The organism is Roseobacter sp. MED193, assembly GCF_000152965.1.
Classification (GTDB): Bacteria; Pseudomonadota; Alphaproteobacteria; order Rhodobacterales; family Rhodobacteraceae; genus Pseudophaeobacter.
The window spans coordinates 444,116-463,191 of sequence record NZ_CH902583.1; the positions used below are offsets into that span (position 1 = coordinate 444,116).

The 19,076-nt window shown below is 57.2% G+C and carries 17 protein-coding genes; 7 read left to right on the forward strand and 10 right to left on the reverse strand.

Annotated features, from left to right (window positions below; all coding sequences use genetic code 11):
* Nucleotides 1-8: 8 nt before the first annotated feature.
* Both MED193_RS04610 and MED193_RS04615 read right to left on the reverse strand, forming a co-directional pair.
* Complete coding sequence (locus MED193_RS04610) at nucleotides 9-935, reverse strand: 3-keto-5-aminohexanoate cleavage protein (RefSeq protein WP_009808482.1); 927 nt, start codon at nucleotides 933-935, stop codon at nucleotides 9-11.
* A gap of 3 nt (nucleotides 936-938) precedes the next feature.
* Nucleotides 939-2,276: an aspartate aminotransferase family protein gene (locus tag MED193_RS04615; protein ID WP_009808483.1), complete on the reverse strand. Its 1,338-nt coding sequence runs from the start codon at nucleotides 2,274-2,276 to the stop codon at nucleotides 939-941.
* Nucleotides 2,277-2,443: 167 nt separating this feature from the next.
* On the opposite strand from MED193_RS04615, the gene MED193_RS04620 reads away from it, so the two are divergent.
* Entirely contained in the window at nucleotides 2,444-3,412 is a 969-nt protein-coding gene (locus MED193_RS04620) for a LysR family transcriptional regulator (protein ID WP_009808484.1), read from the forward strand.
* Between the two features lie 5 nt (nucleotides 3,413-3,417).
* Here MED193_RS04620 and MED193_RS04625 read toward each other — a convergent pair whose 3' ends face one another.
* From MED193_RS04625 to MED193_RS04640, 4 genes are all read right to left on the reverse strand, one after another.
* Entirely contained in the window at nucleotides 3,418-4,191 is a 774-nt protein-coding gene (locus MED193_RS04625; protein ID WP_009808485.1) for an amino acid ABC transporter ATP-binding protein, read from the reverse strand.
* A gap of 17 nt (nucleotides 4,192-4,208) precedes the next feature.
* Nucleotides 4,209-4,865, reverse strand: coding sequence for an amino acid ABC transporter permease (locus tag MED193_RS04630; protein ID WP_009808486.1), 657 nt, complete (start codon nucleotides 4,863-4,865; stop codon nucleotides 4,209-4,211).
* Between the two features lie 18 nt (nucleotides 4,866-4,883).
* The gene (locus tag MED193_RS04635) at nucleotides 4,884-5,531 is read right to left on the reverse strand and encodes an amino acid ABC transporter permease (protein ID WP_009808487.1); all 648 of its coding nucleotides are present in this window, start codon (nucleotides 5,529-5,531) and stop codon (nucleotides 4,884-4,886) included.
* Between the two features lie 126 nt (nucleotides 5,532-5,657).
* Nucleotides 5,658-6,440, reverse strand: a complete 783-nt coding sequence (locus MED193_RS04640; RefSeq protein WP_009808488.1) for a transporter substrate-binding domain-containing protein — start codon at nucleotides 6,438-6,440, stop codon at nucleotides 5,658-5,660.
* Between the two features lie 261 nt (nucleotides 6,441-6,701).
* On the opposite strand from MED193_RS04640, the gene asd reads away from it, so the two are divergent.
* Nucleotides 6,702-7,595 (forward strand): archaetidylserine decarboxylase, encoded by an 894-nt coding sequence (asd, locus tag MED193_RS04645; protein WP_009808489.1) that lies wholly within the window; start codon nucleotides 6,702-6,704, stop codon nucleotides 7,593-7,595.
* A 15-nt stretch (nucleotides 7,596-7,610) separates the two neighbouring features.
* Here asd and MED193_RS04650 read toward each other — a convergent pair whose 3' ends face one another.
* Nucleotides 7,611-8,033, reverse strand: coding sequence for a PaaI family thioesterase (locus MED193_RS04650; RefSeq protein ID WP_009808490.1), 423 nt, complete (start codon nucleotides 8,031-8,033; stop codon nucleotides 7,611-7,613).
* Between the two features lie 58 nt (nucleotides 8,034-8,091).
* Between MED193_RS04650 and MED193_RS04655 the strand changes: the two genes are divergently transcribed.
* The 3 genes from MED193_RS04655 (at nucleotide 8,092) to gluQRS (ending at nucleotide 11,643) form a co-directional block, all read left to right on the forward strand.
* Nucleotides 8,092-8,874, forward strand: coding sequence for an enoyl-CoA hydratase (locus MED193_RS04655; RefSeq protein ID WP_009808491.1), 783 nt, complete (start codon nucleotides 8,092-8,094; stop codon nucleotides 8,872-8,874).
* A 477-nt stretch (nucleotides 8,875-9,351) separates the two neighbouring features.
* The gene (gene trmFO / locus MED193_RS04660) at nucleotides 9,352-10,695 is read left to right on the forward strand and encodes a methylenetetrahydrofolate--tRNA-(uracil(54)-C(5))-methyltransferase (FADH(2)-oxidizing) TrmFO (RefSeq protein WP_009808492.1); all 1,344 of its coding nucleotides are present in this window, start codon (nucleotides 9,352-9,354) and stop codon (nucleotides 10,693-10,695) included.
* A gap of 24 nt (nucleotides 10,696-10,719) precedes the next feature.
* The gene (gene gluQRS, locus MED193_RS04665; RefSeq protein ID WP_009808493.1) at nucleotides 10,720-11,643 is read left to right on the forward strand and encodes a tRNA glutamyl-Q(34) synthetase GluQRS; all 924 of its coding nucleotides are present in this window, start codon (nucleotides 10,720-10,722) and stop codon (nucleotides 11,641-11,643) included.
* A 91-nt stretch (nucleotides 11,644-11,734) separates the two neighbouring features.
* Here gluQRS and hisI read toward each other — a convergent pair whose 3' ends face one another.
* Entirely contained in the window at nucleotides 11,735-12,112 is a 378-nt protein-coding gene (gene hisI / locus MED193_RS04670; RefSeq protein WP_009808494.1) for a phosphoribosyl-AMP cyclohydrolase, read from the reverse strand.
* A 59-nt stretch (nucleotides 12,113-12,171) separates the two neighbouring features.
* On the opposite strand from hisI, the gene MED193_RS04675 reads away from it, so the two are divergent.
* Together MED193_RS04675 and MED193_RS04680 are read left to right on the forward strand one after the other, a co-directional pair.
* Nucleotides 12,172-12,624: an iron-sulfur cluster assembly scaffold protein gene (locus MED193_RS04675; RefSeq protein WP_009808495.1), complete on the forward strand. Its 453-nt coding sequence runs from the start codon at nucleotides 12,172-12,174 to the stop codon at nucleotides 12,622-12,624.
* Between the two features lie 57 nt (nucleotides 12,625-12,681).
* Nucleotides 12,682-14,145 (forward strand): methyl-accepting chemotaxis protein, encoded by a 1,464-nt coding sequence (locus MED193_RS04680; protein ID WP_009808496.1) that lies wholly within the window; start codon nucleotides 12,682-12,684, stop codon nucleotides 14,143-14,145.
* A gap of 543 nt (nucleotides 14,146-14,688) precedes the next feature.
* On the opposite strand, the gene recG is transcribed toward MED193_RS04680, so the two are convergent.
* Nucleotides 14,689-16,779: an ATP-dependent DNA helicase RecG gene (gene recG / locus MED193_RS04685; RefSeq protein ID WP_009808498.1), complete on the reverse strand. Its 2,091-nt coding sequence runs from the start codon at nucleotides 16,777-16,779 to the stop codon at nucleotides 14,689-14,691.
* Complete coding sequence (gene ligA, locus MED193_RS04690) at nucleotides 16,776-19,034, reverse strand: NAD-dependent DNA ligase LigA (protein WP_009808499.1); 2,259 nt, start codon at nucleotides 19,032-19,034, stop codon at nucleotides 16,776-16,778. Before ligA ends, recG begins: the two co-directional genes overlap by 4 nt.
* Nucleotides 19,035-19,076: the final 42 nt, after the last annotated feature.

A 19,076-nucleotide genomic window follows, 5' to 3' on the forward strand; every position in this document is an offset into this window, starting at 1 on the left:
GTGTCATGTTAGATCGCGGTGCGGTCAGCGCCTTTGAGACCCAGCATGTCACGGGCCTCATCCGGGCTTGCCACCTCACGGCCGAGGTCTTCGACAATGCGCCGGATTTTGCGCACCTGTTCTGCGTTATCTTTTGCCAAAACCCCGCGTGAAATCATCAGGCTGTCCTCCAGCCCCACCCGCACATGTCCGCCCATCGCGGCTGCCATGGTGATCAGTGGCATCTGCTGACGTCCAGCGGCCAAAACGGAAAACATATAGTCGTCGCCAAACAGCTTGTCTGCGATCACCTTCATATGCATCAGGTTTTCCGGATCCGCTCCCATGCCGCCCAAGACCCCGAAAACAAACTGGATAAACAGGGGCTTTTTCACCAATCCACGATCGACAAAATGTTTGAGCATATAAAGATGACCAATGTCGTAGCATTCAAACTCGAACCGGGCGCCCCGTTCCACTCCCAGCTCGGTCAGGATACGGGCAATGTCACGTGGGGTGTTTTTGAACACCAGATCATCCGAGTTCTCCAGGAAGGGCTGTTCCCAGTCATGCCTCCATTCAGAAATCCGCGCCGCCGCTGGATAAAGCGCAAAGTTCATACTGCCCATATTCAGGCTGCACATCTCTGGCTCCACCCGTCTTGGGGCGGCCAGACGGTCATCCAGGGTCATCACCGCGCTGCCGCCAGTTGACAGATTGAGCACCGCATCACTGGCCTGTTTCAACTGAGGCAGGAAGCTCATAAAATCCTCTTCACGAGCCGAGGGCTGGCCGGTCACAGGGTTGCGCGCGTGCAGATGCAGGATCGCGGCACCTGCCGCGGCCGCGCCCTGGGCCTGATCCGAGATTTCCGCGGGGGTCACTGGCAGATAGGGCGACATCGACGGGGTATGGATAGAGCCGGTGACGGCACAGGTAATCAGAATTTTGCTCATGGGTCAGCCTGCCTTGAGTTCAGAGTGGATGTCCTGGCTGAACTGAACCAGGCTGGCATCAAGGCCCTCGATGATCTCGTCGATATGGTCTTGGGTAACAATCAGCGGCGGACAAACCAGGATATGATCGCCCTCGATACCGTCTCGCGTGCGGCGAGAATAAACGATCAACCCCTTTGCATAGGCCAGATCGACAAAGCGCTGGTGAGCATTCAACCGCGCCGGAAGCGGCGCCTTGCTGTCCCGGTCTTCCATGAATTCAAAGGCCGTAAGCAGCCCCTTGCCGCGCACATCGCCAATCAGTTCATGCTTTTGCATCAATCCGTTCAGCCGCGCCAAAAGGGTCTCTCCCATTCTGGCAGCATTGTCACACAAGCCATTCATTTCAAGCGTATTTACCACAGCCAGCCCGGCGGCACAGGCCAATGGATTGCCTGCATAGGTAAACCCATGGGCAAAGCCGCCCTGTTCAAGGATCGGTGCCACCAGACGCTCATCGGCGACCACCGCCCCCAGGGGCATGTATCCCGCACCCAACCCTTTGGACATGACGACAATATCCGGCTGTGCCGACCAGTGATCCGAGCCAAGAAAACTGCCGGTGCGCCCGGCCCCGGTCATCACTTCATCCATGATCAAAAGAACACCATAGCGTGTGCAAATCTCCCGGATCCGCTCCATATAGCCCGTCGGTGGCACCAATGCACCGGTGGAGGCCCCGCCGACGGGCTCAACGATAAATGCAAGCACACTCTCAGGCCCCTCAGCGAGGATCTGGGCCTCAAGCAAATCGGCATAGTGATGGCCTGTGGCCGGGTCATTGGGGTCCAGCCCATCCAGATAGGCGCGTGGTGCTGGGATCTTTGGCATGTCCTGCATCATCGGCGCAAAGGGCGCGGTTAGCGGGGTGTAGCCGGTCACTGCGAGAGCACCGAGGGTGCAGCCATGATAGCTGGGCGCGCGGGAAATGACTTTCCAACGGCTGCCCTGATCACTGACCAAAGCATATTGCCGGGCCAGTTTGATGGCACTTTCCACCGCTTCGGAACCGCCAGAGACAAAAAACACCCGGTTCAAATCCCCCGGCATCAGCCCGGCGAGTTTCTGCGCCAATTGCTCGGAGGCCTCTGTTTCAAAATGCAGCCGGTAGCCAAATGTGGATTTTTCCATCTGGCGGCGCATCGCGGTCAGCACCTCCTGATTGGAATGGCCAATATTGCAAACCATCGCTCCAGACGAACCATCCAGATAGCGTTTGCCATCTTTGTCCCACATGTAAACGCCGCGTGCCTGATCCAGAACCGGCCTGCGCCCCTGCGCCTGATAAAAAAGATTGCTCATTCTTCGCTTTCCAACTCCCTCCCGCCTTGTTGTTCGGTGCAAATACCCAGGCGCAACAGGAGTGCGTCGCAAGGACAAATGGCCGGAATGCGGGCTTGAAGGAACCATGCGAGAGCCGCTACTATAGTTCAAATAGATAATTGGAATTCTTGATATAGAGATGAACTATGCGCAGAGATGACCCTCACTACGCACCAGAACGCATCGCCCGCGAACTGGACTGGAACCTGTTGCGTACCTTTGTGGTGTTGGCCGAAAGCCACTCTGTCACCGATGCTGCTAATCAGCTAAGGCTCAAGCAACCCTCTGTTTCTACGGCCTTAAAGCGGCTAGAGGATCGGGTCGGACGCAAATTGATCAATCGCTCCCCCGGCCATTACGACCTGACCGAAGCTGGGCGATTGCTGTACCGCGAAGCCGTGGAGATCAATGGATCGGTCCTGCGGTTGTCGACCCTGATGCGGGAGATGACTGATGATGTACGAGGCCATGTTCACATTACCATGGCCAGCCATGTGGTGAGCCCCTTGATCAATCAGGCCCTCACCGGGTTTCACCGTGATCATCCGCTCGCCACCCTTAAAATTGAGGTTTTATCCAGCTCCAAGGCCATCGCAGAAGTGGCCGCCAAACGCGCCTCCTTTGCCATTTGCCTCGTGGGGGATCATCATCCAAACTTGGAATACCGCCGGGTGTTTCGCGAATACTTTGGGCTCTTCTGCGGCCCGCCGCACCCACTGTTTGGCCGTGACGATCTGACCACCGCCGATTTGGAAGGGCATTCCTCAGTGAGTTTTGAGACGGATCGGCTGCAGGATGTTTTGAAACCCATCACCGTGATGCGGGCACAGGCCGCCTTGGGTCAGAAAATCACCGGTGTTTCCAGCCACCTAGAAGAGGTGCGGCGGATGATCGTCTCTGGACTGGGCGTCGGCCCCCTCCCCATCCACGTCGCCGCTCGGGATGTGCGCGATGGCCAACTCTGGCAGGTACCCCCCTTCGAGGATCTCCCCCCAATCGATGTTTACTTAGTCTGGAGCGAAGGCGCGACCAAGAACAGGGCCGAGCAGATCCTGCTGGATCGCTTGATCGCGGCAATCGACGAGACCCCTATCGAAGACCGCAGCTACAGCTAGGCCTGTTAGGCCTTTTGGCCGGCCAGATGCTTGCGCAGAAAATTCTGCGTCCTCTCGCTCTTGGGATTGCGAAAGATCACCTCTGGCGGGCCCTCTTCGACCACCACGCCCTGGTCCATGAACAACACCCGATCACAGACACTTTCGGCGAAGCCCATTTCATGGGTGACGATAATCATGGTCATATGTTCTTCGGCCAGTTGTTTCATTACCAGATTGACCTCTTCAACCAGCTCAGGATCCAGTGCCGAGGTGGCCTCGTCAAACAGCATGACCTTCGGCTTCATCGCCAGGGCCCGGGCAATGGCAACCCGCTGTTTTTGCCCGCCCGACAGCTGCGAGGGGTAGTAATCAATCCGCTCGATCATGCCGACCTTTGTCAGCTGCTCCTCTGCCAGGGCGTTGGCCTCAGCATCAGTCAAGCCTTTGAGCATCTTGGGCGCCAGCGTCACATTTTCGCGCACTTTCAGATGAGGAAACAGGTTAAAATGCTGGAAAACCATCCCAATTTCCTGGCGCACCTCATTGATATGGCGCTCATACTGGCGGTGGGGCAGATCCATATTGATCTGCTTATCCTCGAGCCAGATCTCCCCCCCCGTCAGCGGATCCAGATCATTGATAGCTCGCAAAAGGGTGCTCTTGCCGGACCCGGATGGCCCGATGATTGCGACGATCTGGCCGCGGTCCACCTGTAGGCTGATGTCTTTCAACACTTCCAAGGTGCCAAAGCTTTTTTTGGCGTGGCGAATATCGATGAAAGGTTTCTGGGCGCTCATGTTTCTCTCCTGCCCGGTCATTTCGAGGCCTGAATGCGGCGTTCCACGCGGCGCAGTACCGCCTCCATGCCGAGGTTGATAATGTAATAGATAGCTGCCACCAGAACGTAGAATTCAAAGGGGCGATAGGTGCTGCCAATGGCACGTTGCGCCGACAGGGTCAGTTCAGAGACACCGATAACCGAGACCAGCGCAGAATCTTTCAGCAACGCGATCATATTGTTGCCAATAGGCGGGATGACATCGCGCACCGCCTGCGGCACCACCACCTTGCGCAGCGCCTGCATCCGCGACAAGCCCAGGGTGCGGGCAGCCTCGATCTGGCCCTTGTCGACGGCCAGAATGCTGGTCTGAAACAATTCGGAGTTATAGACGGCAAAATGCAAACCCAACCCGATCACACCGGCGACAAAGGCCGGCACATCAATACCGATCTGTACCAGGCCAAAATAGATCAGAAACAGCTGCAGTAGCAGCGGCGTGCCCAGAAACAGAAAGGAAAAGATCCGAAACGGCCAGCGCACTACTGCGGGTGCATAAAGCGCAATCACCGCCAGAAAAATGCCCCCAAAGAAGCTGACAAGGGCCGCCCCAACAGTAATGCCGATCGTCCAGAGCGCGCCCAGAAGCACGATATCGAGGTATTTTGGAATAACGCTAAAATCGAGTCCCATGGCGTGTCCTTTCCCCGATCAGTTCAGGCGGGCTTTGCGGTCGGCCCAGGTGACGGCCAATCCAACAACATAGATGATGATCATGTACAAAAGCCCTGCAATCAGGAACATCTCGAAGGGTTTATAGGTGGAACCAATGTAGCGCTGCGCGGTGTAGGTCAGCTCCACCACCGAAATGGCCGCAACAAGCGCGGTGCTCTTGATAAGGGTATTGAGGTTCACCCCCAGTGGACGGATCATCAGGCGCATTGCCTGCGGCAGTATGACATTGCGCATCGCTTGCCACTTGCTCATCCCCAGGGTTCGGGCTGCCTCGCCCTGCCCCTTGTCTACTGAAATAATGGCGCCACGCATGGTTTCGGTCATATAGGCGCCGACATTGACGCCGAGACCAATCACCCCGGCCTCAAAGGCGTCCAGCTGGATGCCAATCTGCGGTCCACCAAAGTATAGAATAAACAGCTGAATCAACGCCGGGGTGCCTCGGAACACACTGACATAGGCAGCCCCGAGGAAACGTAGAACCCGGAAACGCGACAAACGCGCTGCGGTTCCCAACATGGCGCAGATCAGGCCCAGAATGGCGGTGAGCACCGACAGCAAAATGGTTATCCAGGCCGCCTCCAAAAAGAAGGGAAAGACCCGTTGCATCAGGGCATAGTCCACTGTCGTCAGTCTCCTCGAACCGCACTTGTTTTGCCGCCCCGCTGATAGGGCCAGGCAGCCGCGCATGTAACTGCCCCGCCCCGGCGTCTCGCAGAGAAACCTGGGCGGGGCCGCGTCTTGAACGGTTTAGCGAATGTCGCCGCCAACCCATTCATTGGCAATCTCAAGATAGGTGCCGTCTTCCATCATCGCGTCCAGCGCGCCTTGCATGGCGGCAGCCAGCTCAGGGTTGCCCTTGCGGATGGCGATACCGGCACCGAATTCTTCGGTCTCGAAATCGGTGATCATCACATAGTCCTGACCGGTTTCTTTCATCGCCAGGATCGCCGCAATCGAGTCATTGACGATGACGTCAACACGGCCATGTTCCAGTTCCAGCAGCAGTTCGGGCAGCCCCTTATAGGTGCGCACGTCATAGCCCATTTCACGGGCCCAGGCCTCATGCGTCTCGCCCAGGGTCAGGCCAACCTTGGCATCACCAAGAGCCGCAGCTGAGGTAATGCCGCCAGGCTTGGCAAAGATCGCACGTTTGGTCGTGTAATAAGGCCCAACAAAATCAACCACCTGTTGGCGTTCCTCAGTGATCGACATGGAACCAACGATGGCGTCATATTTATTGGCCAACAAACCGCCAATAATGCCATCCCAGGCAGTGGTAACGATTTCAACCTCAACGCCCATGCGCTTGGCAATCTCGGCGCCAACGGCCGGATCAAAGCCCACAACCTCATTGCTGTCATTGACAAAGTTGAAGGGAGGGTAAGCGCCGCTCATGGCGATCCGGATCACGCCGTCTTCTTTGATCTGATCCAGCTCTTCTGCCGCAGCAAAATTGGCGGTGGTAAAGGTCGCGGCCAGCGCAAGGCCAGCGGCGAATGTGGTTTTCAAAAGCGTTCTACGCGTTGTCATGGGTATCTCTCCTTTGTCGGTTCGGGTCAGCTCTCTCGGGGGCTTTCGGCATCCAAGCCACCCCCCTGGCATCTCTGGAAAGACGCTTGCACAGCTCGCACCCATTGGACAAACAGATAACGGGAATGATTGATATTGATAAAAACTATACCAAGGGATCACTTCGCCATTCAAGGAGGCTTACCCCGCCAAAATGCCACTTGAGCCCCCGCACCTGCCTCTGCTAGGCGGCAAGAGTTGAGGCAAAGCAAGGCGGATCACATGCGTAATACTCCCATTCAGGTGGTCAACCGGGACACAGGCCAGATTTTTGACGAGGTCATTCTCGGCGAAAAATGGATCCGCTGGGCCTATCAGGATGCCAGCTCCAACCTGATCGAGCGGCTGCTGTTTCGCTCCTCTGTGATGAGCCGCCTGTTCGGGCTCTGGTATGACAGCCCAATGTCTCGGAGCAAGATCAGTTCCGTCATTGATGCGCTTTCGATTGACATGTCCGAGGCCGTGAGGCCAGCGGCGGACTATCGTTCCTTCAATGATTTCTTTGCCCGCCATCTAAAACCCGAAGCCCGCCCCTATTCAGATGATCCGGACGAGGTTGTCGCCCCCGCAGATGGCCGTGTTTTGGTCTTTCCCAAGCTGGACAGAGACGTCTTTGTGCCAGTCAAGGGCCATCCGATGTCGATCACCTCGATGCTGCCCGGACGGGCGAAACAGTTCCTGGGCGGGACGCTGGCGATCGTGCGGCTCTGCCCGGCAGATTATCACCGCTACCATTTCCCCGCAGGTGGTCAGATTCTGTCCAGCCAGCACATCCCCGGCGCACTGCATTCGGTCAACCCGATTGCCCTGGGCGCTGGGCCAGATGTTTTTGGGGAAAACAAACGGTGCAACACATTGATTAAAAACGATAGGGTCGGAACTTACTGCTTTAGCGAAGTCGGTGCCTTTGGGGTTGGATCTATCATCAACACCACCGCATCAGGCGCGGTCAGCAAGATGCAGGAAAAGGGCTACTTCAAATTTGGCGGCTCCACCGTCGTAGTGGTTTTTCAGCCAGGTCAAATTACCTTCAGCGAGGATCTTGTGGCCAATAGCGCTCAGGGCCGCGAGACACTGGTCAAGGTCGGCCAGCCTCTGGCGCGCGCAATCGCTTAACCTTCTATCGGATCCCTAACGTTCTGGCGGAATTGAATAAGTCATAGTGGAGCGCGCCACCAACTTGTCTGATCCTGCCGAAAACATATGAACATCCCCCACCGCAAGGCTGCGCCCCAGTTTCAGCAACTGTCCCTTGGCGATAATGTCACGCCCGGCCTCGGGTTTACGCATGAAATCAAGCGAACAATTGGTGGTCACTGCCAGCGCCTTGGGCCCCAGCCGCGACAGCACCAGCGCATAGACGGTGACATCCGCCAGCGAAAACATCGATGGCCCAGAAACTGTCCCGCCAGGCCGCAGATGACGCTCTGCCACTTTTAGGCGCATGGTGATGCCCTCCATCGACAGGGCATCAATAGCGAAGTCATTTGCGACCTGTGGAAAGATTGCCTCCATATAGGCCTCTAGCCCTGCGACATCAAATGCCAAACCCATGCTTTTCCTCTCCCTCGTTGCGCCCTAGTGTTCACCCGGAACATCAAGGGAGAGCAAGATGTCAATTCTGGAACGTCACGACAAAAATGCGGTGGCCCATCTCAAGATGAACGCCCCGGAACGGCTTAACGCCCTCTCGGATGAGATGCTGGCGGCCCTGCAGGCGCAGATTGATGCCCTGAAAGATGACAGCAGCATCAAGGCGGTAATCTTGTCCGGCAATGGTAAGGCCTTCTGCGCCGGCCATGATATTCGCCAGATGACGGCCGGGCGCGATAGCGAGGACAAGGGGCGCGCCTATTTCGAGGGGCTGTTTGCCCGCTGCACCTCTGTGATGCTGGGATTGCAACACCTGCCGCAGCCGGTCATTGCCCAGGTTCATGGGATCGCCACTGCGGCGGGCTGCCAGCTGGTGGCTTCCTGCGACCTGGCCATTGCCACTGACGACTGCCGTTTTGGGGTGAATGGGGTCAATATTGGCCTGTTTTGTTCCACCCCAATGGTGGCCCTGTCGCGCAACATCCCGCGCAAACACGCCTTTGAGCTGCTCACCACCGGTGAATTCATGTCCGCGCCACGCGCCGCGGATCTGGGGCTGATCAACCGTGCTGTTCCAGCCGATCAGCTCGAGTCCGAGACCCGCGCCATGGCCGACACGATTGCCTCAAAACTCGGCGCCGCCGTGAAGGTCGGCAAAGAGGCCTATTACCAGCAGCTGGAGATGCCAATTGAAGAGGCCTATGCCTATACCAGTGAGGTGATTGTTACCAACCTGATGCAGCCCGACACAGTCGAAGGCATGCAGGCCTTTATCGAAAAAAGGCGCCCTGACTGGGAATAATGACAATTTGTCAGAAAAATTTAGGCTTTGTTTACCGTTCAGGAATTATTGTTTCTATATCAGGCCTTTTAATCTGGGCAAGATAATGGCAAAGATTGGGCACGGGTTAAGACACAGATTCTGACCCCGTCACAATTTGGGCCGCTGAAGCGGAAGGTCCCTCCAACCGGGAATCTCTCTCCCCGGGCGACATTCCCGCTCAGCGGCCCCAAATTCCCCTCTCCTTTAGATCATAGACCCACACTTTGGGATATACGGCCCCTGTTTCTGCCCGATTGTACGCAGGACAGAAACGATACCCCGGTATTGATGCAACTGTGTCCCACCCTGCGATTTCCGATCATTGACCATCAGCCTCCGCACCGATGAGGGTCCGGCAAATTGCCTCTGACATCCCTGCCCCATTTCGCCCCTTTGCTGCCACATTTGCGCCTGCACAATATTGCTTAACGGCCCAGTCTGCCCTATTTGCCCCCTATGACAGAGACATTGCATATTGTGGGCGGCGGCATGGCCGGCTCCGAAGCGGCCTGGCAGGCTGCGAACATGGGCGTCAACGTGGTGATCCACGAGATGCGGCCCAAAGTGGAAACCTTTGCCCATCAGACCGGCAATCTGGGCGAGATGGTCTGCTCCAACTCCTTCCGGTCGGACGATGACGAGCAAAACGCCGTCGGCCTACTGCATTGGGAAATGCGCGCCGCCAATGGCGTGATCATGGCCACCGCCGAGGAACACCGTCTGCCCGCCGGCGGCGCCCTGGCCGTCGATCGCGATCCCTTTGCTGAGACGGTAACAGCCAAGCTGAAGGCCCATCCCAATATCACAGTCTCCTATGAGGAAATTACCGCCCTGCCCGAAGACGGGCACTGGATCTTTGCCACCGGCCCCTTGACCTCTGGCACCCTTGGCCAGGCCATTCAGGCAGAGACCGGAGCTGAGGCTCTGGCCTTCTTTGATGCCATCGCGCCGATCATCTATACTGACAGCATCGATATGTCGCAGGCCTGGATGCAGTCGCGCTATGACAAGGGCGAGACCGAGGAAGAACGGACAGCCTACCTTAACTGCCCTATGACTGAGGCCCAATACGAGGCCTTCATCGACGCGCTCTTGGCGGCTGACAAGACCGAGTTCCACGAGGGCGAAACCGCCGGCTATTTTGACGGCTGCCTGCCGATCGAGGTCATGGCCGAGCGCGGCCGTGAGACTCTGCGGTTTGGTCCAATGAAACCCGTTGGCCTCACCAACCCCCACCAGCCGGATGTTAAACCCTATGCCGTGGTACAGCTGCGCCGCGACAACGCGCTTGGCACCCTGTTCAACATCGTCGGCTTCCAGACCAAGATGAAATACGGCGCCCAAACCGAGGTCCTGCGGATGATCCCAGGGCTGGAACAGGCCAGCTTTGCCCGGCTGGGCGGCATCCACCGCAATACCTTCCTCAACTCCCCCACACTGCTGGACGATCAGATGCGTCTGAAATCCAAGCCACATCTGCGTTTTGCCGGCCAGATCACCGGGGTTGAAGGCTATGTGGAAAGTGCTGCCATGGGACTGCTGGCAGGCCGCATGGCAGCGGCTGAAATCCTCGGGCTTGAGCTACCCCAAGTGCCCCAGGACAGTGCCATGGGGGCGCTGATCCATCACATCACCGGCGGTGCCGAGGCCAAGACCTTTCAGCCCATGAATGTGAACTTTGGCCTGTTCCAACCGGTTGAGGGCCTCAAAGGGGGGCGTCGCGGCCGCAAGGACCGCTACAAAGCCTATACCGACCGCGCCAAGGCAGCCTGGACCAAGTGGCTGGAAACCTTCGCCTGAACCGCTGAAGAGAGGGCAGATCCTGTGACCTTCATCACCCGTTTCGCCCCCTCGCCCACCGGCCCCTTGCACCTAGGCCACGCCTATTCCGCCCTGCTGGCCCATGACATGGCAATGGAGCAGGGAGGCACATTCTTGCTCCGTATTGATGATCTGGATCAGTCCAGGTCGCGCTGTTCCTGGGAAGCTCAGATCTATGAGGATCTGCACTGGCTCGGACTCTCCTGGCCGACGCCAGTGCGCAAACAATCCGCCTGTCAGGCAGATTATGATGAAGCCCTGGACGTGCTCTGGCGCAAAGGCTTGCTCTATCAATGCTCTTGCTCGCGCCGTGACATCAAAGAGGCTCAATCCGCGCCACAGGAGGGGGGGCTACAATTTGGGCCGGACGGGTTGATCTACCCGGGCACCTGCCGCCCCCAGAATCGCCCCTCAGGACAACGCCCTAAAAACGTCACGCTCCGCCTGGATGTCGCCAAAGCACTTGCAGGTCACGACCTACGCCCTCATTTCACCCCGCGCGCCGGAGAACACTTGGACGTCTCATCCTTCGTGGAAACCGGGCCGCACGCGAACACGGCGATAGGACAATATGAATTCACCTCAGAGTTCATTCTCAACCAAATCGGAGATTTTGTGGTCTCGCGCCAGAATATGGGCGCATCCTATCATCTGGCTGTGGTGGTCGACGATCAGGAACAGGCGGTCACACATGTCATCCGCGGCGCGGATCTTTTGGAAGCAACCATCATCCAGCTGCTCATCGGCTGGCTCCTTGACGATGAACTCTACCAATACTGGTCCCAGCCAGTGTACCACCACCACCGCCTGATCCGCGACGATCAGGGCAAACGCCTGGCCAAACGCGATGACGCGCGGGCTATCGCCAAATACCGCGCCGAGGGCGCGAGCCCAGCAGACATCCGCCAGCTTGTCGGCCTGGGCTAACAGACAGTTCCCATCATCATCTTTCTAAAAAATATTCCCGCCGGAGGCAGCGGCGCCTTGGCGCCGCCCCTTTCGCTTTGGGAACCCCGTCTTAAGCCATGGGTGCCATCAACTCCTGCTCTTCGCCCTCGCGCACCGCCGTATAAAAACAGCTACGGCGATTGGTATGACAGGCAGGGCCGACCTGCCGTACCAGAGCCAGCAGACAATCCCTGTCACAATCAAGCCGCAGGTCGACAAGGCTTTGCACATGGCCGGAGCTTTCGCCCTTTACCCAAAATGCCTGGCGTGACCGGGACCAATAGGTCACCTTGCCGCTCTCCAGGGTCTTTGCAACACTTTCCGCATTCATCCAGGCCATCATTAAGACCTCGCCGCTCACCTCATCCTGGGCAATGCAGGGGATTAGTCCCGCTGCGTCATACTTCAAACTATTGGGATCAAAGGACATCGTAAAAACCTTTTGCATCTGGCATTTGTCTGCCTATGTATGTGGAAGAAACCCCAAGGGAAAGCCCAAGGCAGCCAATGTCCAGCGAAACCGATCTCATCAAGCTCTATTCCTCCCGCATCCTTGCCCTGGCTGCAGATATTCCCTTTCTGGAGAGATTGGAGAATCCAGACGCCAGCGCGAAGAAACGTGCGCCCCTTTGTGGGTCGACGGTCACTGTTGATCTCAATATTGATGAGGGGCGCATTGTGGAGTTTGGCCAGGATGTCAAAGCCTGCGCTCTGGGCCAGGCCTCGGCCTCGGTGGTCGGACAAAACATAATAGGGCGCACCCTTGCAGAAGTGGAAACCGCACGTGATGAGCTGAAGGCCATGCTCACAGATGGCCAGCCTGCCCCTAAAGCCCCCTTTGCGGATCTGGAAGTTCTCATCCCGGCACGGGAGTTCAAAAACCGCCACGCATCAATCCTGCTTTGCCTGGAGGCCAGCCTGGAAGCCTTCAAGGCCGCCTTGCAGAAAAACTGCGCTTAACCTTGCCTTTATTTTAATCAAATAGTGTGGGTCCGTTAGTAAAAATGGGCCCCACACATGCAGTCAGTTCCCCCACAATTGGCGACTTCAGCCAACACAGCAGAATCTGGCGCAAGCGATTGGCCCGACGATACAGAGCGATCTGACGCACGCAATCTGCAGCTCAACCATCTGACACAAATCTCATCTCAGTTGGGCTATGAAATCGTCGATATTGCCGGTTTCCTGGATCAGATCGACCAAAAATCACAGAGCCAACTCTCTGCACTACAGGAACTCACCAGAGAGGCGGATCAGGTCATCAGCTCAAATGGCCAAGTTCTTGACACCATTGAAACGGTCTCGACCACCACGGAGCAAACGCTCCAGTCCGTCCAGACCTCGGTAAAGTTTGTCCGCGATAACAGCGGCCGCAGCCAGGAAGTTGCCGAATGGGTCAACGATCTGGAAGAACGCACAGATCAAATTGGCGACACTGTAGATGCTGTGCGCAAAAACAACGAAATGATCACCAATATTGCTGCCCAGGTGAACATCCTCGCCATCAACGCCAAGATTGAAGCCAGCCGTGCGGGGGATGCGGGGCGTGGATTCGCTGTGGTGGCCGAAGCGATCAATGACCTGTCCAAACGCACCCAAACAGCGGCGCGTGAGATTGGCAGCAATATTGAGAACCTATCAAACTGGGTCACCCTGTTGCACGACGAAACAGTTGAAATCTCTCGCTCGGCTGAAAAGATCCTAGGCCAGGCACGGGAAACCGACAGCTCTCTTCTCAGTATCGAAGAAAAAGCCACAGAGGTGAACGCACAGACCGCCAAAATTCTTAGCCAAGCCTCCGTGGTCAAAAACGCCATGAACAGCTTTGCCCCAAACATCAATGGAATCGGCAAATCGGTTGAGGAAACCACAACCGGCATCCATGACACCCATACCCGGGTCGAAAACCTGATTTCTTCCTCTGAACAACTTGTTCAAGGCACTGTCGCCCTGGGGGGCAAGTCCACGGACAAACGGTTTATCTCTTATGTGACCGAGCTCAGCCAGAAGGTCGCCGCCATATTTGAAGCGGCCCTCGACGCCGGAAAAATCTCTGCCGATGCCCTGTTCGACAAAAAATATCAACTGATCCCTGGCACCAACCCCGCGCAATATACCACTGGCTTTCTGCCTCTTACGGATGCGGCCCTGCCGCCGCTGCTGGAGGCTGCCTTGGAATTTGATCCACGCGTGGTCTTTTGCGCGGCTATTGATATCAATGGCTACCTGCCAACCCACAACAAGATCTTTTCTCACCCACAGGGTCCAGATCCCGACTGGAACACCGCCAACTGCCGCAATCGTCGGATTTTTGATGACCGGGTGGGGCTCAAGGCCGGACGAAATTCTGAACCCTTTTTGATGCAGGTCTATCGTCGCGATATGGGGGCCGGAAACTTTGTGATGATGAAAGATCTGTCGGTGCCCGTCTTTGTCGGTGGCCGACATTGGGGCGGTATTCGTATGGGGTTCAAGACCTAATCCCCATCGGCCCCTGCCCCCAAAAAAAGCCGCCACACATCCGGGCAGATGGTGGCGGCAGGAAATGCGTCTTTATGCGGGGTTCAGATGAGCGTTCCGGCTGTTAGGCGCAACCGGCTGGAAAGGTTAGGCGGGGATCCAATGACATCGGGATGGATGTCAACGCATCTGACATAAAGACAGCAGGCAGAAACTAGAAATAGGGTTTCATAAGGCAGGAAAAAGAGGCCGCAGCTTCACGACCGCGCGATTACATAAACCCCGGCAGGTGAAGGGCAACAACAAGCATAACAATCAGAGCAGCTGCACCAAGCGCATCCTGTAGCAAAGTGGATTGGGCATTGTGCAGGGTTGTCTTCAACTGGGTCATCATCAGGATTGTCTCCACTACTCTCTGTCGGGGTTCAGCATTTCGCTACGCCGCTCTCTGTCGGCCTCTTGTTGCTTATTTGTTCTCATTTTACGCCGCTGCTGTAAAGAACTTTTTAAGAACATTTGCGAACTTTTTAGAACATCAGCAAGAACACGGGTCTGCGAAACAGTCTAACCGACTGAAATTAAACGAATTGCCTGATCCTGCTTCATCAGCCAAAGCAGAACACGGGCGGCCTGACCTCTGTCACTCTGCAATCCGGGATCCATTGTCAGCAAAGACCGTGCATCGCTCTGCGCCACCGCCATCAAAGAGGCCTGTCGTTCAAGGTCCGCGATGTGGAAACGGGGCAACCCGGACTGTGCGGTACCAATAACATCGCCCGCCCCGCGCATTTGCAAATCGGTCTCAGATATTTTGAACCCATCTTCGCTTTCGCGCAGAACCTCCAACCGACGGCGCCCCCCTTCGGACAGAGGTGGCTGATACATCAAAAGACAGGTCGATTCCGCGCTGCCTCGACCAACGCGACCGCGCAACTGATGCAACTGCGCCAATCCAAAGATCTCGGCGCGCTCAATCACCATGATGGAAGCATTTGGAACGTTTACCCCAACCTCGATCACCGTGGTGGCCACCAAAACCTTGGTTTCGCCCTTTTGAAACGCCGCCATCGCGGCGTCTTTTTCGGCAGGGGGCATCTGCCCATGCACAAGGCCGACCACGCCCTCCCCCAGGGTGGCGCGCAGATGTTTGAAACGTTCCTCGGCGGCGATGAGATCCATCACCTCGGATTCCCCGACCAATGGACAGACCCAATAGCACTGGCGCCCCTCACCAATGGCACGGCGCAGATGGTTGACCACCTCCTCCATGCGCTCCGTGCTCAGCACCGCTGTCTTGACCGGCTTACGGCCGGGTGGTTTTTCATCCAGAACCGAAACATCCATGTCGCCATACTGCGCCAGCGCCAATGATCGCGGGATCGGAGTGGCGGTCATCACCAGAACGTCGGCACCTTTGCCCTTCTCCGCCAATTCCATCCGTTGTCGCACCCCAAAACGGTGCTGTTCATCGACGATGGCCAGATGCAGCCTGCGGAACACAACATCCTGTTGAAACACCGCATGGGTGCCCACCAGGATCTGGATATCACCTGCCTCCAGCGCAGCCAGCTTGGCCCGCCGCTCGGCGCCTTTGTCGCGCCCAGTGAGCAGTTCCAGTACCACACCGGCCTGCTCTGCCAAGGGACGCAGCCCCTCAAAATGCTGCTGCGCCAGAATACCCGTTGGGGCCATCATTACGCCCTGCCCGCCGGCCTCAACCGCGACCAGTAACGCCATAAAGGCAACCAGAGTTTTCCCTGAACCCACATCGCCTTGCAGCAATCTGTTCATCCGGCGGTCCCGCGCCATATCCTCCGATATTTCTCTGATCGCTCGCTCCTGCGCGCCAGTGGGGCGATACGGCAATGCGGCCAGAACCGGCGCTTGCAACCGTCCTGTGGCCTCACTAACGATACCCGGGGATTTGCGCTCAGCCTGTCTTGCCAGGGCAAGGGTCAATTGGTGCGCAAACAACTCATCATAGGCAAGCCGAGTCCGGATTGGCGCCTCTGGCGACAGATCTTCCAGCGACTGCGGATGGTGAGCTGCGTTCAGCGCCTCTTTCCAGGCGGGCCACCCCTCGCGCCTGGCCTGCTCCGGGTCGATCCACTCTGCAAGCTCTGGCAGCCGCTCCAAGGCGCTCAATGCCGCCTTGGTCATGGTTTTCTGGGTTACCCCATGGGTCAGCGGATAGACCGGCTCATACTCCGGGATATCTTCCGCCTCGGCCAGGGGAAGCATGTGATCGGGGTGCACCATCTGGGCAACACCATCGAACAACTCCACCTTGCCCGAGACAAGACGCCGCGAGCCTTCTGGGCACTGGGCCTCCAAATAGCGGCTCCGCCCATGGAAAAATACCAGTTGGAATTCAACTTCTTGATCAGCGACATTAATCCGGTACGCCCCACCCCGATTGCGTGCAGGCAGGTGGCGTCCCACCTCTACTTCCACAGTGGCAATGGCAGGCAGGTCCAGCCCTTTGATCGTATCACGCCGACGCCTGTCCAGGATCGAATGCGGCAGCGAAAACGCCAAATCCCGTGGCGTTTCCAGCCCGATCTGGGCCAGGCTCTGGGCTGTTTTTGGCCCCACCCCTTTGAGAGTTTCCGCCCCTGCAAAAAGCGGAAACAGGATTTCGGGGCGACCAGTCATGAGGCTGCAATCTCCGCCAACCAGCCATCCTCATCCAAGATACGAATGCCGAGCTCCAGAGCCTTTTTCTCCTTCGAACCCGCCCCTGGACCAGCAACCAAGATGTCGGTCTTTTTTGACACCGAGCCAGAAACCTTGGCCCCCAGAGATTCCGCCCGCGCCTTGGCCTCGTCGCGGGTCATCTTTTCCAGCTTGCCGGTAAAGACCACTGTGAGCCCAGCAACCGGGCTTTCCTGCGATGGGGCGGCAGGGGCCGAGATATTCAACTGTGCCACAAGATCATCGATCACCGCGCGTTCCTGCATATTTGCCAACGCATCAGAGAGTGACAGACCTACAGTAGCCCCAATCCCGTCAATACCGATCAAATCCTCCCAGGCCTCGCGGGCCGTGCGGTGGAGTTCCAGAACCGACAGCGCAGCCTCGCGCGTTTCTTTGATCTTGGCACGGCGGCCTTCGCTACTGGCCCGTTCACGCTCTTGATCCTCGGCCAAATCTGCGGCGCGATGCGCCAGCGCTGCAGAGCGGGCCGCATCTACTGCGCTGGCAAGATCCTCCCAACTGCCAAAATGCAAAGCCAGATCCTTGGCGGCAACCTCACCTACATGGCGAATGCCGAGCGCAAAGATCATACGACCCAACGAGATATTGCGCTTTTCAGTGATCGCAGCAAAGAGATTTGCCGCACTTTGATCGCCCCAGCCAGGCCGGTTCTTGAGCTTGGTGAATTGTCCTAGGTCCCGCTGCTCCAATGTATAAATATCAACGGGCGTGCGGATGGGAAGGTCTGGATCATTATAGAACATCTCCAGCTGCTTTGCCCCCAATCCTTCGATATCAAAGGCCTTGCGAGAGACGAAGTGTTTCAATTTTTCAATGGCTTGTGCAGGACAAATAATGCCACCCGTGCAGCGGCGCACGGCATCTCCCTCTTCGCGCACCGCAGGCGAGCCGCATTCCGGGCAGGTCTCGGGGAAGTCAAAGGTCTGCTCATCTCCGTTGCGTTTGGTCAAGTCCACATCGGCGACCTTGGGGATGACATCACCGGCACGATAGACCTGAACCCAGTCGCCGATGCGGATCTCCTTGCCGCCGCGGATCTCTTCGCCCTTATTATCCCGCCCTCGAATATAATCCTCGTTATGCAGGGTGGCATTGGAGACCACTACGCCGCCGACAGTAACGGGAGTCAATCGCGCCACAGGGCTCAGCGCCCCGGTGCGGCCAACCTGAATGTCGATGGCCTCGAGCCGGGTCCAAGCCAATTCAGCCGGGAACTTATGCGCGATGGCCCATCGCGGGGTGGTAGAGCGAAACCCAAGCCGCCCCTGCAGCGCCAGGTCATCCACCTTGTAGACCACCCCATCGATGTCATAGCCCAGCGTGGCGCGCTGCGCTTCGATCTGGCGGTAATGGGCGATCATCTCGGCCACGCTTGCACAGGTCTGTGTCAGCGGGTTGGTCTGAAACCCCAGCTCATGCAGCCGTTCAATTGCCCCTGTCTGGGTTTGCGCCAGAGGGGCAGAGAGATCTCCCCAACTGTAAGCAAAGAAACGCAATGGCCGCAGACGGGTAATTTCCGCATCCAACTGGCGGAGCGAACCCGCCGCCGCATTGCGGGGATTGGCAAAGGTCTTTCCGCCACGCTCCGTATGCCGGGCGTTCAAAGCGGCAAAGTCCTCGTGGCTCATGTAGACTTCGCCGCGGACTTCCAGCACCTCCGGCGCCCCACTCAGCTGTTGCGGAATATCCGCAATGGTGCGGGCATTGGCAGTGACATTTTCCCCGGTAGCCCCATCTCCGCGCGTCGCAGCCTGTATCAACACGCCCTTTTCATAGCGCAAAGATAGGGATAGCCCGTCAATTTTGGGCTCTGCGGTAAAGCGCAGGGGCTGCGAGGCCCCAAAGCCAAGATAGTTGCGAATACTACGATCAAAATCCGCCACATCCGAGTCTTCAAACGCGTTGCCCAGGGAGAGCATCGGCACAACATGCTGAATTTTTCCAAATCCCGAGGTGACTGGCGCCCCAACGGAATCAAGCTGCGTTGCAATGTCCTTTAGCTCCGGAAAGGCCTCCGCTAAGACCTTATAGCGCCTTTTGGCTGCATCATACGCGGCATCGCTCAGAAAGGGGGCATCGTTTTGATGGTAGGCCTGATCGGCAGCAGCGAGCTGGGTTTGCAACTCCAAAAACTCAGCCTGAGCCTGTTCCTGGGAAAGCCCCGAGGGATCTAATGGTTCGATCTGTTTCACGCGCGGCCCCCATCGTCCAAGTTTGATCCGTGTGATAAAACG